13 protein-coding genes are annotated in these 15221 nt (G+C 66.0%); 7 read left to right on the forward strand and 6 right to left on the reverse strand.

Annotation, left to right across the window (positions count from 1 at the left end):
- The first annotated feature begins 57 nt into the window (after positions 1–57).
- Genes KRR26_RS28620 through metC form a run of 3 tightly spaced genes read left to right on the forward strand, consistent with a single transcriptional unit; the run spans position 58 to position 3409 of the window.
- The gene (locus KRR26_RS28620) at positions 58–882 is read left to right on the forward strand and encodes a sulfurtransferase (RefSeq protein ID WP_217081342.1); all 825 of its coding nucleotides are present in this window, start codon (positions 58–60) and stop codon (positions 880–882) included.
- A 31-nt stretch (positions 883–913) separates the two neighbouring features.
- A complete protein-coding gene (locus KRR26_RS28625) occupies positions 914–2137 on the forward strand; it encodes an MFS transporter (protein ID WP_217081343.1) in 1224 nt (407 codons plus the stop codon).
- A gap of 57 nt (positions 2138–2194) precedes the next feature.
- Positions 2195–3409: a cystathionine beta-lyase gene (gene metC / locus KRR26_RS28630; RefSeq protein WP_217081344.1), complete on the forward strand. Its 1215-nt coding sequence runs from the start codon at positions 2195–2197 to the stop codon at positions 3407–3409.
- 30 nt (positions 3410–3439) lie between these two features.
- Here the strand turns inward: metC and KRR26_RS28635 are convergent, their stop codons facing one another.
- Both KRR26_RS28635 and KRR26_RS28640 read right to left on the reverse strand, forming a co-directional pair.
- A complete protein-coding gene (locus KRR26_RS28635) occupies positions 3440–6028 on the reverse strand; it encodes a DUF5916 domain-containing protein (protein WP_236069290.1) in 2589 nt (862 codons plus the stop codon).
- Positions 6029–6493: 465 nt separating this feature from the next.
- Entirely contained in the window at positions 6494–7444 is a 951-nt protein-coding gene (locus tag KRR26_RS28640) for a cupin domain-containing protein (protein ID WP_217081345.1), read from the reverse strand.
- A 116-nt stretch (positions 7445–7560) separates the two neighbouring features.
- Between KRR26_RS28640 and KRR26_RS28645 the strand changes: the two genes are divergently transcribed.
- Positions 7561–7896, forward strand: coding sequence for a carboxymuconolactone decarboxylase family protein (locus tag KRR26_RS28645; RefSeq protein ID WP_217081346.1), 336 nt, complete (start codon positions 7561–7563; stop codon positions 7894–7896).
- Positions 7897–8844: 948 nt separating this feature from the next.
- On the opposite strand, the gene KRR26_RS28650 is transcribed toward KRR26_RS28645, so the two are convergent.
- The gene (locus KRR26_RS28650; RefSeq protein ID WP_120201996.1) at positions 8845–9741 is read right to left on the reverse strand and encodes a hypothetical protein; all 897 of its coding nucleotides are present in this window, start codon (positions 9739–9741) and stop codon (positions 8845–8847) included.
- A 117-nt stretch (positions 9742–9858) separates the two neighbouring features.
- Between KRR26_RS28650 and KRR26_RS28655 the strand changes: the two genes are divergently transcribed.
- Positions 9859–10803, forward strand: a complete 945-nt coding sequence (locus tag KRR26_RS28655) for a toxin-antitoxin system YwqK family antitoxin (RefSeq protein ID WP_217081347.1) — start codon at positions 9859–9861, stop codon at positions 10801–10803.
- A 7-nt stretch (positions 10804–10810) separates the two neighbouring features.
- Positions 10811–11497, forward strand: coding sequence for an SDR family oxidoreductase (locus KRR26_RS28660; RefSeq protein ID WP_120201992.1), 687 nt, complete (start codon positions 10811–10813; stop codon positions 11495–11497).
- 48 nt (positions 11498–11545) lie between these two features.
- Here the strand turns inward: KRR26_RS28660 and KRR26_RS28665 are convergent, their stop codons facing one another.
- A complete protein-coding gene (locus tag KRR26_RS28665; RefSeq protein ID WP_217081348.1) occupies positions 11546–12427 on the reverse strand; it encodes a sigma-70 family RNA polymerase sigma factor in 882 nt (293 codons plus the stop codon).
- Positions 12428–12510: 83 nt separating this feature from the next.
- Between KRR26_RS28665 and KRR26_RS28670 the strand changes: the two genes are divergently transcribed.
- Positions 12511–12819, forward strand: a complete 309-nt coding sequence (locus tag KRR26_RS28670; protein WP_217081349.1) for a hypothetical protein — start codon at positions 12511–12513, stop codon at positions 12817–12819.
- 163 nt (positions 12820–12982) lie between these two features.
- Here KRR26_RS28670 and KRR26_RS28675 read toward each other — a convergent pair whose 3' ends face one another.
- Together KRR26_RS28675 and KRR26_RS28680 are read right to left on the reverse strand one after the other, a co-directional pair.
- Entirely contained in the window at positions 12983–14578 is a 1596-nt protein-coding gene (locus KRR26_RS28675; RefSeq protein WP_217081350.1) for a poly(ethylene terephthalate) hydrolase family protein, read from the reverse strand.
- 172 nt (positions 14579–14750) lie between these two features.
- A complete protein-coding gene (locus tag KRR26_RS28680; protein ID WP_120201983.1) occupies positions 14751–14948 on the reverse strand; it encodes a hypothetical protein in 198 nt (65 codons plus the stop codon).
- Positions 14949–15221: the final 273 nt, after the last annotated feature.

Genomic DNA, 15221 nt, shown 5'->3' on the forward strand with positions numbered 1-15221 from the left:
CTCGAACCTCCACCCAAAGGGATGTTGATGAATCCGCTAGAGCTGCCGCGCCCCCTCGTGTCTGTCTCGTGGCTGGCCGAGCACCTCGGGCATCCCCAGTTGGTGGTGCTCGATGCCAGTCTGAAGCCTGCAACGGCCAGCGCGGGGGCCAGCACTGGGAACGCTTTGCATGTGCCCGGCACGCGGCTCTTCGATTTCGACAAGCGAATCTGTGATCAGACGACCTCGCTGCCCCACATGATGCCCTCACCGGAGCTCTTTGAGCGGGAGGTCCGTGCGCTGGGCATTCGTCGTGACAGCAGGATCGTCATTTATGACCGGGTCGGGGTCTACGCGAGTCCTCGCGCCTGGTGGATGTTCAAGGCCATGGGGCACGAGCACGTGGCGGTGCTGGATGGTGGCCTGCCGGCCTGGGTCGAGGCGAAGCATCCCTGTGCGCCAGTGGGCAGCGCAACGCCCGTCGAGCCAGGCGATTTCAGCGCGGCGCCGCGACCGGGTCTGTTCTGTGATGCCGAGCAAGTGGCCGCCGCGTTGTCGGACAATGGCTACGCGGTGCTCGATGCGCGCTCGGAGGGGCGCTTCCTGGGCCGAGAGCCGGAGCCCCGAGCGGGCCTGCGCCCCGGTCATATGCCGCGTGCGCTGAATCTGCCGTTCAACGCGGTTCTGGCCAACGGACGCATGCGCGACGCCGAGGAACTGGCCGTCCTCTTCGACGCCAAGGCGGCGCCGCAGCGGAAGCTGATTTTCAGCTGTGGCTCCGGAGTCACTGCCTGCATTCTGGCGTTGGCCGCCGTGCAGGCGGGCCGCCGCGAGCTTGCCGTCTACGATGGCTCCTGGAGCGAGTGGGGGCTTCCCTCGTCGCGGCCGGTGGTGACCGGTTAGCTCCCCTCCTCGACGGCGCAAGGAACTCCTCATGCTGGGCTACGTCGCACAGAAGTACCGGTTCTTCGCCTCGCTCTCGACGAGTTTGAAGTCGCTGATCCTCAGCTCGTTCGTGGTGGCGTTCGGAAGCTTCATGGTCACGCCCTTCCTCGCCATCTTCCTTGAGCGCGGCGTGGGGATGGAGCTCCATGCCATTGGGACGCTGGTCGCGGTGGCGACATTCGTCCAGTTCGGCGGCGGAGTCGTGGGTGGGGTGGTCGCCGACAGGTTTGGGCTCAAGCCCTCCATGGTGTTCGCGCTGGCCTTCCGCACGGTGGGCTTCGTGATGCTTGCCTTTGCGACGATCGTCCCCGCGGTGACCATCCCCGCCGTGCTGCTGGTGGCTGCTGGGCCGGCGGTGTATCTGCCGGCCAACAAAGCCTACATCTTGTCGAGTGTGTCTTCGGAGATGAAGCCCTTGTTCCTCTCCATCAGCAACGCCGCGCTGAACGCGGGCATGGCGCTGGGGCCCTTGGTGGCGGCCGTGTTCATCAACGATGACCCCCGGTTGCTGCTATTCGGGGTCGCAATCTTGTTCACCTTCATCACGCTCATCCATCAAGGGTTGTTGACTCCCATCGCGCCGGCCCCCGCGCAGGCTCGTCGCGTCTCCCTGGGGAACCTGTCTGACGTTCTGAAGCGGGTCTGGCGTCCGGTGGTGTTCAACACGCTGACGTTCTTCACCTACTTCTACTTCCAGAACTTCATGGGGCTCTACGCGGCCAACGTCTCCGGGGTGAAGGTGTTTGGCTGGGTCATGCTCCTCAACTTCGTGATGATGTTCGTGCTGCAGCCGATGCTGGCCGGATTCACCGCCCGGGCGAACTATCGGCTCTTGCTGGTGGGGGCGTTCTCGATGATGAGCCTCGGCATGCTGATCATGTCACTGGGCAGCCTCCTGGGGCTGCTGTTGGGCACGGCCTTCATGACCGTCGGAGAGATCTTCCTGTTCCTGCGGGGGGACCTCGAGCTCGTCGCGCAACTGCCTGAACAGCCGGCGATTGCTTTTGGCATCCAGCGATTGACCGCGGGAGTGGGCGGCTTGCTGAGCGGCATCGCGGGCGGGTCGCTCTTCGCGCACTACAAGGCCGCCAACACGTTGGGGATGTTCTGGGTGGCGGTTGCTTCGCAGTGCGCGCTGGCCGCGCTCCTGAGCCTGGCGTTCGCTCGCGCGCCCGCTCCGGCCATGCCCGCGCTCGCGGAGCCGTCACGCTGAACCACGCCGGGCCGCGTCTCGCGGTCCGCTCGGTCCGACATCTCATTGGAGCAACCCATGAAGCGCGACGCGGACGACGGGGCCGAGTGCGGCGGTGCCGCGTCCCCGGCGTTGGACACCACGCTCATTCACGTGGGAAGCAATCCCGCGCAACAGCACGGGTTCGTGAATCCTCCGCTCTATCGGGGCTCCACCGTCCTGTATGGCAGCGTCCAGTCCATGGAGGAGACCGCTAGAGACCGGCTGAAGCGCACGCTGCCAGCCTACGGGCGCTTTGGCTCGCCGACGTGCCGGGCATTGGAGTCGGCGCTGGCCGAGCTGGAGGGGGGCTATGCTTCCGTGTGCACGGTCTCGGGACTGGCGGCCATCACCACGGCCATCCTGGCCTTCGTGGAGACTGGCGACCATATCCTGGTGAGTGATTCAGCCTACATGCCCACCCGCAACTTCTGTGACTCCCTGCGGCGGTTCGGTATCGAGGCTCAGTATTATGACCCTTGTATCGGGGGGGCGATCGAGGCGCTGCTCCGGCCCAATACCCGGCTGGTGTTCCTGGAGTCGCCCGGCTCGATGACCTTCGAGGTGCAGGACATCCCGGCGATCAGCGAGGTCTGCCGGGCGCGGGGCATTGTCACCCTGGTGGACAACACCTGGGCGACGCCCTTGTTCCTCAATCCCTTGACGCTGGGAGTGGATGTCGTCATCCATTCCGCGACCAAATACATCACGGGCCACGCGGACAGCCTTCTGGGCGCGATTGTCTGCAACGAGGCCATCTATCCGCTCGTGCGCGCCAGTTCCATCCGCTTGGGGCAATGCGCGGGGGCCGATGATGTCTATCTCGGCCTGCGTGGACTCAGGACGCTGACGGTCCGGCTGCGTCAGCATCAGCACCAGGCGCTGACCTTGGCGCATTGGTTGGTCGAGCGCCGGGAGGTCGCCGAGGTGCTCTATCCGGCCCTGCCGGGAGACCGCGGCCATGCGCTCTGGAAGCGGGATTTCAAGGGGGCCTCCGGGCTCTTGGGTGTCGTCTTGCAGCCCCATCATGACAAGGCATCGGTGGATGCGATGCTCAATGCCTTGCGGCTCTTCGGCCTGGGGCATAGCTGGGGCGGCTTCGAGAGTCTGATCGTCCCTGGGGATCCGTCCGCGTACCGCCTGCCTGGGCAGTGGCAGCGCAGCGGGGCGCTGCTGCGCATTCACGTAGGCCTGGAAGACATGGCCGACCTGAAGGCCGACCTGGCCGAGGGCTTCCGGCACCTGTCTCGGTAGCGAGAAGCGCGGCGGGGGCCGCGCGTTGACTCAGACCGCCCAGTAGTAGCTCCACTTGAGCATCACGGCATCCGTGGCGGGGCCCGAGCCCAGGTTCCGCGGCAACAAGGTGGTGGGCATCCGCTCGTCGTCGAAGACCTTCAGCCCCTGCTGCGAGCGCGTATAGACGAAGAAGAACGTCGAGCCCAATCGATACTCCCAGCGGAGCACCAGACTCAGGTTGAGTGCCGTGTCATAGAAGTCATCCGCCTGTCCCTCGGTGGGGCGCAGCGCGGCGAAGCGGATGGCCGTGCGCTCCTCATCCGAGGTCGCCTCGAAGAAGGGGCCGTAGATGCCATAGTCGGTGAAGAGCTGGGCATACCCCTGCAGGGTCAGGTTGGGACGCAGGACCCACTGCTGGCGGACGGTCATGGAGAGATAGTTGGACTGCAGGTTTCCGAGGAGGAACAGGTTGTTCCCCTGATTCGCCACGAATCGCGGGCCGTACTCGGTGCGGTCATCCAGTATCTCGAAGCGCGTCTCCAGCGCCGGGTGGGGCCGCAGCGTGAGAATGAGATCCGCCCCCCACGCCCACGCGCCCGGGGCGGGGCCGCGGTCGTGGTACGCCGCCGCCAAGTAGCCCTGTAGCTGGGCGACCCGGTTGCTATTGGTCTTCCAGTTCAAGAGCAGGAAGTCGCTGAACTCTTTCTGCAAGGGGATGCCCGTGCCCGCCAGCTCGCGGACGTCGTAGCCGCCCACGTTCATGCCCATCTGCATGCCCAGGGTGTCGGAGCTGGGCAACTGCGCGGTGACATCCAGGGTCACTCGACTGCCGCGATTGATGAGTCGTCCATCCGTCGTCCAGGCCGTGGAGCCAATGAGATTGACGGAGAAATCCCGCAGGGGGCCGAAGCCGTTGGGGCGCTGGTATCGCAGTTCGACACGCGGCGCCTGCTCGTTTTGAGTGCGCTGATAACCGGTGGCGTTCAGCTCCAGCGTGGGCGTGGAGAAGTCATAGCCCAGGTCCCATCGGAAACCCTCTCCACCGAACTTTCCCGCGCGCACGTAGCCGCCGTAGCCCCCATCCCCAGGGTGCAGGAGGGTTCCATCCCGGAGGGTCCGCTCTGGTAATCCTCCCACGACGCGGCTGGCGCTCACCTGTCCGAGCAGTCCGTATGCACTGTCGGCGGTCTTCAGATCGAAGTCGGCCGCGACCCCCATTCCTCCTTGGGCCAGGCACTCCGCGGGGCGCTGCTTGCCCAGCGCGGCTTTCTCGATCGTGCACTCCCCCACCACAGGGATGGCCGAGGCGACACTTGCGCCAATGCGAGAGTTCTCGCCCACCGAGCCGCGCACCACCGCGGCCAGGAAGTTGGTCGGAGCCTGGGGGCTGCTCGGCAGGGAGTCATTGGTTCCCAGGTGCAACGGGCGGCTGGCATGCAGACGCCACCGTCGATCGGGAACCTCATCATCTTGCGCCTGCCAGGGGCTCGTGACGAGCGCGTCCAGTACGCCCACCTCCACGCCCTTGCTGGCCGTGCCCGTCAACTTCGCCGCGCCGAAGATGGGCGTCTCCAGCCCGATGCGCCGCGAGTAGAAGAGCGACTGGGCGGGCTGCCCCAACTCGCTGCCCACCGGCTGGAAGAGCTCCAGGCCTTGCGTGAAGAAGGGGCGCTTCTCCGGGAAGAACGTTTCGAAGGTGGTCAGATTGAGGGTGAGTTGGTCCGCTTCGACTTGGCCGAAGTCCGGGTTGAGGGTGGCGTTGAGCGCCAGGTTGCTGGTGAGCGCCGCCTTCAGGTCCAACCCCAGGTCAAGCGTTGGATCCAACCGTCGAGGTTCGGGTCGGGTGACGTCCGAGAACTGGGGCCGCAAGAGGCTGCGGGTCGCCAGGTATGGCACCATCTCCAGCGAACGCTGGGGCCTCAATCCCTCCATGCCCGTCAGATGTCCGAGCCGCGAGACGTTCGCGTTGCTCGTGCGAGGGTTGTCGACCGATTCAATCTCCTCGTTGAGTCGGGCAATCTCCCGGCGCACCGAGAAGCCCCAGGTCTGCATTGGGGCCTCGGGAAATCGCAACACGGACAGGGGAATGGCGAACTCGGCGACCCAACCGTCGTTCACCGTGCGCGTCGCTCCGTCCCAGACGGCGTCCCAATCGGTGGTGAAGTTCCGGTCGTCGAAGAACAGCCCATCGCCGTGGACGCCGCCCGCGCTCAAGTAGAACGAGTACGCGGTACGGTGGTCATGCGTCGAGTCAATGATGAGCTGCACCGAGTCCGTGGTGGGGAAGGTATCTCGACGCGCCAGTCGCTGGTCAATGAGCGCAGGCTGCGAGTCTCGGGCGATGACGCCGAAGTAGACGTGGTCCGAGTCATAGAGAATACGGACCTCCGTGCGCTCGCTGGGAGCCGCCCCCGCGTTCGGGAAGCGTTGAACGAAGGCGTCGAAGACAGGCGCTTCCGCCCAGGCGGGTTCATTCAACTGCCCGTCCACCTGGATGCGCTCAGTCACGGGCGTCGCTTGGATGAACTGATTCCGGCCGGGGCCCTCCACGGCCGCGCCGGCCGCCATGGCATACAGCAGCACTGCGAACATCAGCCCGTGCTGCAGCACCTCAGCCCCCCTGTCTCTGCCACTCATGTCCTGGCTCCGAAGTGACGCGTGATTCCTCCGAGAGCAACTCGTGGCACGCGCGAGCAGGCCGCCTTCTTTCACAGCTTCATTCGTCTGTCATCACCTCACCGGCGCTGCTCGAGTCCTCGTTGCTTGACCGCGCTTTCATTCACCGCCGCTGATGCAGCGCTTGCCCATGCACACCCTGGTCGGCATGGGAGGGGGCTTCCGTTTCCGCGTCTCGGAGCGTGAGGGCATTGTGGATGCGCCACATGGACTCCCAAGCACTGCTTGGAGGGGGCCGCGCGACCATGACCCTGGGTCAGCCTGGACGTCGCGGCTCGGAGGGACAGTCGTCCAGGGGCGCCGCGGTGCGCGAACACGTGGTGGGCAGGAGGGGCGCATGCCCTGGCTGGGAAGAGGTGTTTCCTCGGTGCGCCTGCGCTTGCTTTGGGTCGCGTTGTCTCGTGATGGCGAGGTTGCCCCTGGGCTTCAGCGGGACCGTGAATCGAGGTGCGGACCTGATGTGCTGTTCGACCGGCGGTAGCGCGCGGGGGTTGTCCCCAGGTGCTGTTTGAACGCCTTGCCGAAGGCCGCTTCGGACCGGTAGCCGATACGCTCGCCGATCTCGCCCACGTTGTCCTGACCGTGGAGTAAGTGGTTGCAGGCCAGCGTCATCCTCACGCGCGTGAGGAATTCCCACATCGTCATGGCGGCGCGTGCCTTGAAGTGCCGCGCATAGGTGGCGCGTGACATGGCGGCAAGCTCGGCCAGGGCGTCGAGGGTCCAGGCTCGTTCGGGCGTTGTGAGCATGGCCTGCACGGAGGGGCCGAGGCGTGCATCCGAGAGGAGCGTCAGCGTGCCGGGCGCTGCGTCCTGGCGCTGGCCATGGACTCGCAGCGCCAGTGTCAACAGTGCCTGGCTGAGCGACGTGACGATCGCCAGCGCCCCCGGGGCGCGTGCGCCGGCTTCCTGGCGCATGAGCTCGATGACTGCTTGCAGCGCTGGAAACGCCGCGCTCTCACGCAAGGACACATGCAGTGGGTCGGGCAGGGTTCGCACGAGCAGCGTGGTCGAACCGGGTCCGTGGACGAAGCGGCCGCAGAGCAGGTCGACTTCGGCGGCGCCTCGGCCTGTCTGACGTAGCGGCAGCATGCCGTTGTGTCCGCCACGTGCCTTACGGTCTGGGGTGTTCGCGGTGCGCGCCGGAACTTGGAGCGTGTGTGCGTGGCCGCGCGGGAAGAGGATGAAGTCGCCTTCTCGAAGAGGGAACGTTCGGCCACCTGATTCCATCAGACAGCTTCCGGCGAGCACGAGATGGAACAGCACCTGTCCTTCTGGTGCCGCGTCGTGCGGAACCGAGAAGGGACCTTGAAACAGGCACCTCAGGTCGAGGCTGGCCTGGGGCCGGGTGAGCTGGATGAACTGGCTGAGTGCGTCCATTGAGACGATCTCGCTAGAAGTTGATTGAATCGAGCATTCAACGGCTCGGACCGGTGCGCAAGAGTGCATCCAACAGCGCGGCATCAGGGCCGGCGCGGTGACACTGGGAGCACACCTTGTTGGACTGGGTCGAGTATCGGAAGGAGTTGCTGGGGCGTATTGGCGAGATTGGCCGAATCTCGCCGGATACCGTCAAGGGCTATCAGACCTTGTCGGGCGCCAGGATCGGGAGCCTGGATGCCAAGACGCGCGAGTTGATTGCGCTGGCCGTGGCCGTGACGGCCCGCTGCGACGGCTGCATCACCGTTCATGCCGCCGAAGCGCTCAAGCACGGCGCCACACACGAGGAGATGGCGGATGCGCTGAGCGTGGCGATCTCAGTGAATGCCGGGGCCGCGTTGGTGTACTCGGCTCGGGTGATGGATGCGGTGCAGGCACACGCGAAGACCTGAGCGCATTGGCGACGTGCTGCCCGAGGCCCTCGATGCCCTGCGCTTCGTGGTCCGTGGAGCGCATGTCCCGGTTGACGCGGAGCTCGCACGCGGTCTGCTTGATGCTCGCTTCGCAGAGGAACGGGCGATGGCTTGGATGGCAGCTCGGCCCCCCGCTCACGCTTGCGTGGCGGCGAACCTGCGTTACGTCGAGTGCATGATTGAGCCACGCATCGCGACTCGCGACTACACGATCCCCGAGGGTTGCCCCAGCTGCTCGGCGGACCTCGCCGTGCGTGTCTCGGTCGCTGGGCCGAGCGGAGTCTGCAAGCACTGTGGATGGCTGGGACGACCCGTCATCACTGTGACGCACCAGGGGCTGCGCGTTAGCTATGAGGGCGCGCGTGCTTGATGGGGGCACAGGCGTGCTCGGACGGCGCCATCGTGTCGCCCGAGCACGCCTGGAGCGGCGAATCAGATACAGCGAGTCTTTCCTGGGACGATGGTCGAGCAGTAGAAGATGTAGCCGCCAGGGCAGCTGGACGAAGCCGCCCCACTCGTGGCGCACATTCCGGCGGGGCATCCATCCATGTTACAGGTCGTGGGGCCCGTTGGGAGCGTCAGAGACTGCGTGGCACCGGCGGTCTCGGGCGCCTGCGCTTCCTCGGGCGTCTGGGGACCGCACGCCGCCAAGCCCAACGACAGGCACAACGTTAGCAGCACCTTCTGCATTGTGGTGACCTCCTGCGGGGAGATGCCAGTGTACACGATGCAGACGCCTGAGAGGGATAGGGCCCGTTGAAGGACGCGCTGCCCCAGTGCGGAGATTCCCTTGAGTGGAAGAAAACCCTGTCGAGTTGCTGGGGCTTGCAAGGGGCCACGGCTGTGCGCGCTGCCTGTGGAGGTGAGCGGGCTGGGCCGAATTGACTGTCTGATTCCGGACAGTCCGGGGGCGCTTCACCCGGCTTGCTATAGGTCGAGGTGCAAGGTCTCGGGAAACCGGGAGACCTCCATGCATGCCAATGGCTTGTTCTTGTTGACAGGGGCGACGGTGCCTGGCCAGGGGTTCCAGGTCAGCAGCGAACCCACCGTGCTCAGCGGGGCATTCCATGCAGCGGCGCCAAAGCTCGGGGTGAGACCCGGTTGCGTGTAATTGAATTGCGCGCAGGTCTGGAAATAGAAGCTCCACTGGTCGGGACCCGTGCGAAACCCGTAGACCGTGGTGAATCCAAGCGTCGAGACGTTCTGGTACTCCTTGGCGCGCTTCCGATTCATGTAGACCAGGACCTGCCGGTTGTAGAGCGCGGGGTCGCAGCGTGAGATGAGTTGCGAGTTCGCTGGACGCGCGGCCATGTAGAGCCGGTCCATATAGTCCTGCGCGCCTTGGTCTCCACCGTGCTGGGTGAGCCGCATGCCGTTGGCATGATAGACGCGAAGACGGTTCGTGATCGTGTCGCGCTCGACGTAGACGCTGCATCCCGAGAGATTGGCGGTGAAGAAGAAGTTCGCCCGATCGCTGAGCTCCATTCCCACGATGAGGTTCTCTTTGAAGGGGAGATAGAACGCGGGTTTCCAACCACGACTGCCATTCTTCTCGAACTTGATCTTGTACTGGGCAATACCACCCGCATTGACGTCGAAGTAGCAGGTGGCCGGGACGTGCGGGTGGTCCGGTTGGACGGTGAAGCAGTGAAGGTTGGCGTTGATCCCCAGGTTGGCTGGAGTGGGCGCGTGATTCACGCTGGCCAGCGCTTGCCCTGCGCCGTTCGTGACGCCGTACCCGGCGAAGTCGCTACCCAACACGGTGTGCGCTGCGAGGAACTGTGCCTTCTGGGTCGCGAACTGCTGGGTGAGGAGCGCCGTCATGGGCTGGAATCTTCCCTGATGATAGGTCGGGATTCCCGTCAAATCTCGTTGGGGTGGATTTCTGTTCGTGGATGATTGCTCTCGTCCTCCCGATGGCCTCACCGTAATCTCCCTGGGATGACCTCTTCGCGCGCCGCGGATGCATTTGAAGAGCTGGCGTCGTTCCTGGAGGCGAACGGCAAGGGCCATTGGGTTCGGCGCGGGACGCCAGCCGATGACGCTCCGAGTCCGCTCTGGGCGCATTTGATCCCCGCCTCGCTGCGCGCATTCGTCGCGCGCTGTGGGTATCCGTCGCTCCTGGCTCCGAGAGTCCGCATCGCATTCGTGCCGTTGCGCTTGCAGCCAGCACTCGGGCTCGCGGAGCCAGGCTTCACCTGGAACCTGTACAAAGCGCTCCTTCAATCAGCGGTGCGTCGTGCCAATGGCGCCTTCTTCGCGGGCGCCGACTTCTCTGAAGTCGGCGGTTGGTGTCTGCGGCACGACGGAACTGGCGAGCGCGTGTGGCGCGTCGAGGACGGCCTCGTGTTTCCTCAGGAGGACGAGGGCTCCTTCGAGGAGTGGTTCGTGATGCAGCTCGAGTCCGTACGACGCGCGGCCAGCAAGAAAACCGTGACGGATGCTCCCACGCAGAAGCGCAAGGCTCGACCGGCGAGCGACCCTGCCGCCGATCTCCGCATGTACGAAGAGTTCGTGCCCGCGTATGCCGTGGCCGTGACTCCGGATGCCAGATGGACCAATGGGACGACCCAGTCAGAAGGAGCGTTCCGCGAGGACAAGCCCGAGGGGTTCTTTCGTTTCTTCTACGAAACGGGAGCACCCCTGGCCTCCGGTCACTTCGTGAACGGAGTTCGCCAGGGGCCCTGGCAGTACCATCTGCCGCCGAGCCATACCGAGGATGCTTCGGAGAAGCGGCTCTGGGGACGTGGCGAGGTCAAGGATGGGCTCGAGGAGGGCCCCTGGGTCGGCTCCGATGAATGGAGCCCGGTGGAGTTGACGCGCGTGTTTCGGGCAGGGGTCCTCGACGTACCCGAAGTGCTGGGTTCCGTCGCTCGAAAGGAGTGAGGTCGCCATGAACGTGGTCATCACTGGGGCCAGTCGAGGCATTGGCCTGGAGCTGGTTCGGCAATGCCTCGCCCGTGGTGATGTGGTCCATGCCGGGGTGCGTGCGCCCAGGCGGGCCACGGAGCTTGCCTCGCTCGTTCGGGGCTCCAGTGGACGGCTTCATGTCCACATGCTCGATGTGGCTGACGAAGCGAGCGTGCAAGTCTTCGCAGGCGCGCTCCCTGGCCCCGTGCACTTGCTCATCAACAACGCCGGTGTTCGAAGCCGTCCGGATGCGCTCGCGGGGTTGGACAGCGAGGACTTGATTCGGACCTTTCAGGTGAACGCCGTGGCGGCGCTCCGCGTGACCGTGGCACTGCTTCCGCAGTTGAGAGCGGCGGGTGGCGCGAAGGTGGCCAATCTCAGCTCGAACCTTGGCTCCATCACGGACAACAGCTGGGGTGGCGCCTATGGCTATCGGATGTCCAAGGCGGCGTTGAACATGGCCACTCGTTCGCTGGGGCATGACCTGAAGGAAGATGGCATCCTCGCGTTTGCCATGAGCCCCGGTTGGGTGCGAACAGACATGGGCGGCAGTGAGGCGCCCACGGCCGTGGAGGTCTCGGTGACGGGGTTGCTCACGGTGCTTGCCCGCCTGGGCGGCGAAGACACGGGTGGCTTCTTCGACTTCGAGGGACATCGCCTCTCGTGGTGACTGGCTTCGCACTCCGGCGCCTCTTGCTGTGGCGCCGGAGCGCGCGTGTCAGGGAGTTGCCGCGAGTCGCAGGGCGCGCAGGCGGAGTGGATCCGCGATGACGTCGATCTCGGTGATGCGGTCTCCGTCGAACTTGAGCCGGATGGCGAGCCGCAGCTTCCCCGCGGGCGCGATGACGGCTCCGGGAACTCCATCCACGAGCGCCACTCGGGCGAACCGGGCTCGGTCGGTGTGGAGTCGCGTCTCCTCGATGACTCGGTGGGCCCCGTGTACTTCGGTCGCGGCGTCTGCTCGGAGAACGAGGGGATCCGCGCGACGCACGACTCCAGGGGACAACACCGCGAGGAGTGCTTCGGCATCGCCCGCCCTTGTCGCGGCGAGGAAGCGCTCGACGATGGCGTAGCGCTGTGTCAGCTCTTCGCGCGAGGCCGTCGGGGCGCCCCTCACGCGATGACGGGCGCGGCTCGCCAGCTTCTTGGTCGCGACGGGCGTTCGCTCGACGACGGCGGCGATCTCCTCGAAGGGGAGTCCGAACAGGTCGTGCAGGACGAAGGCGATGCGCTCGGCGGGTCCCAGCCGGTCGAGGACCACGAGGAGCGCGAGCCCCACGGATTCGGCCCACGCGAACTGGTCCTCGGGGTGGGGGACACCTGATTCGACCTCGGCTCGCTCGTCCTCGGCAGGCTCCGCGTGCGCGTGGGCCCGGCGCTGACGTGTGCGCAGCATCTCCAGGCAGACCCGCGCGAGGAGGGTCGTCAGCCAGCCGGTCACGTTGAGGATGCCGCTGCTGTCGGCGTGGCTGGCCCGCAGCCACGTCTCCTGGACCGCGTCCTCCGCGTCATCGACGGAGCCGAGCATCCGGGATGCCATGGCGTGCAGCCGCTCTCGCGAGCGGTCGAACCGCTCGGCCAGTTCACTCTGATTTCGCACCGGTCACCTTTTCTCGCCTCGTTTCATCATCTCGTTGGGACGCGTGACGCGACGAGCGAGCGCAAGTGACACTGGAGACGAATATGCCCACCATGATGTTGCAGTACAAGGCAACAGAAGCGGCAGTGCCCGAAGTGATCAGCGCGGTCGAGGCGACCTTCGCGGCCTTGGAGCAGCGCAAACCCAAGGGCCTGGTTCGGTTCACCTACTATCGGAAGCCGGGGACCGCGGAGTTCGTGGGCGTGCTGGAGCTGGAGGAGGGCGTGGAGAATCCGCTCTTGGGCATTGAGGCAGCGAGGGCGCTGGTGGCCACCGTGACAAGGGTTGCCGTGGGGGCCGCGCCCATGCCTGTGCCCCTCGAACTGGTGGCCATGCACGACTCCCGCACCTGAGGTCTCGCCTCACACGGAGGGATGGCGCCCAACCGTTCGCCCGTCGGGCTGAGGGGCGTTGTCCCTCAATGGCTATCGGTGCCGCGCAACTTGCCGGTCATGACTCGCGCGACGACTTCTCCACGGCGTCTTCGCGCGGTGGAACTCGGGCACAGGCGCTTCGTCAGGGCGCCAATGCCTTCATCTTCCGCGTGCTCTCCGTGAGGAGATTGTCTCGCGACTCTGGGTTGAGGGCCGGGTCCTTGGGGGCTTTCTCAAGGGCTCGCGCGAAGGCTTGCCGCGCGGCTTCCTTCTGGCCCGCGGCCAGATAGCCATCTCCCAGACTGTCCGCCGCGTTGGCCGAGGCGGGGTGGAAGTGCTCCGCGAGTCGGAAGGCGAGGACGGCGCGCTCGGACTTTCCCTGGCCCAACAACTCGTAGCCCATCGCGACGAAGACGGATTCATCGACGAGGGGCTCCTCGGGAATCTCGCGCTCGAGTTGCTCGAGGGTGGTGATGGTCGCGTCGAACCCGCGGGCCTCTGCCTGGTCGAGGACGACGGTCGGAGGCGGCCGGGCGGGGAGGGCGGGCTCGTGCGCGAGAGTGGCCCTGGGGTTGTGGGCGACGAACTCGTTCATCCGCGTGAGCCCCGTGGCGTCCGCCTTGAGTTGGAGATCCAGGAACGCCTCGATGAGCCTGCAGCTCCAGGTGAAGCCCTCGCCGCTCGACGTGGGTGTCGTCCCCCCGGGGTTCGTGGGGAACTCCTTCGTGAAGCGCTGATGCAGATTGCCGTTGATGAAGCTGGAGTGGAACATCTGGGTCAGCGTCACCAGGTAGCGGTCGGAGTGTCGATAGGAGCGGACCGCGCTCAAATCAATCCACGGCTGCTGTCGTCGCAGGTCCAGGAGGGCGGCCTGCATCCTTCGCGGCGCATGGCGATATCCCTGGGTCACCGAGAGGATTCCAGGGTCGGCGGGTGGATGGGGGAACCCATAGGTCCCGTCCAGCCCCACGACCGCGGAGACGTTGGGGTTCTGCATCGCGAAGAGGACGGCCGCGCTGCCACCCATGCTGTGACCGACCATGGCGAGCCGAGTCGGGTCCACGTTGGGCAGGGCGCTCACCACGGAGGTTGCGAACTCGAAGTCCCGCACCGTGATGTCGACCTCGGCGGGGGTGAGGCCCAGGATGGGCTCATCGCTGCTCGGCCCCAGGGTGAGGACCGTGGCGACGACGTAGCCATGGCTGGCGAGGTACTCGGCCAGCGTGGCGTTCGTCGTGAGCATGGCTCCCTGTCCTCCCGTGGTGAGGACGAGGGGAAAGCGCCCGGCGGCGACAGGCGCGTTGGCGGAGGCGTTCACGGGTGTGGCGGCCAGGGCCGGATAGGACTCGGCCTGGCTTTGTCGGTAGACCCCGCCGTCTCGCTCGGCGAGGAGGGCCTCGATGTTCGCGAACGACTTCGGTGCGCTCCCACTCCCGCCTCGGAAGTAGTCCTCGAAGCGGAGCGGGTGGCCTAAACTTCGCGCGGCCGGATACCAGACGCTGATTCGCATCGGCCGGCCCTGGGTATCCGCCGTGAAGCCCTTTCCGTAGGGCCGCGTCGTGGCCCAGGCGCGGCTCGTGTCGAACCGGTAGAGGACCTGGTAGCCGACGGCATGGGGACCCGGGCGCAGGTCTCCCCAGAGGGGACTCGGCGCGGGGGGCGCTTCCTTGGCCGCCGTGGGCAGTCCCACCCCCAGCACCACGCACACGCTGAACGCCACGACGCTCGCTCGAGTCATTCCGGTCTCCCGGTCCGCGCCCCGCGGACGCCCCCTCTTCACGAAGAAGACGGGAGACGATTGCAGGGCGGTGGATGGGAGCCCGTGAGTCCGCGGAGCAGTCGAGACGGGCCAGCGGCAGGGCACGGCTTGCGTGCCCTTCAGCGCCGTGGCTCCTGGTGGAAGGGGGGCGTCAGAGCGCGGGCTGTTCGCGCAGCATCAACGGCTCCACCTGTCGTTGGAGGGCCTGGAGCTGGGTGAGCTTCTCCCGCAGCTTGATGCGCATGTCGCGCTCGTCGGTGTGGAGGACCTCGTCGTGCAAGTCCTCGATGCATTCCCCCAGACACGAATGGAGGAGGTGGATCTGCTGCTGGGAGAGCTCCAGAACCATGGGACACCTCTCGGTCAGCGAAACGGCGGTGGCACTCCTCCCCCCCACACCGGGAAGAGGGGGGCGAGCGTAGCGCGTGCGTGACGGCCACCCCGGCGACCCACCGGGTGAATCCCTGAGAGGTGTTGGATGCTGGACACTCGCACCCCGAGGCGCTGGCCAGAGTCCGCGCCGCTCTGGCGCACGACTCGATGGCGAGCTTCGTCCCGGTTCGCGACGAACCGCGCCCCGCCTGCTCGGAGACTCCGAGCGCGATGGGGCGCGGGGGCGCGC

The sequence above is a fragment of the Citreicoccus inhibens genome, assembly GCF_019039035.1.
Taxonomy (GTDB): Bacteria; Myxococcota; Myxococcia; order Myxococcales; family Myxococcaceae; genus Citreicoccus; species Citreicoccus inhibens.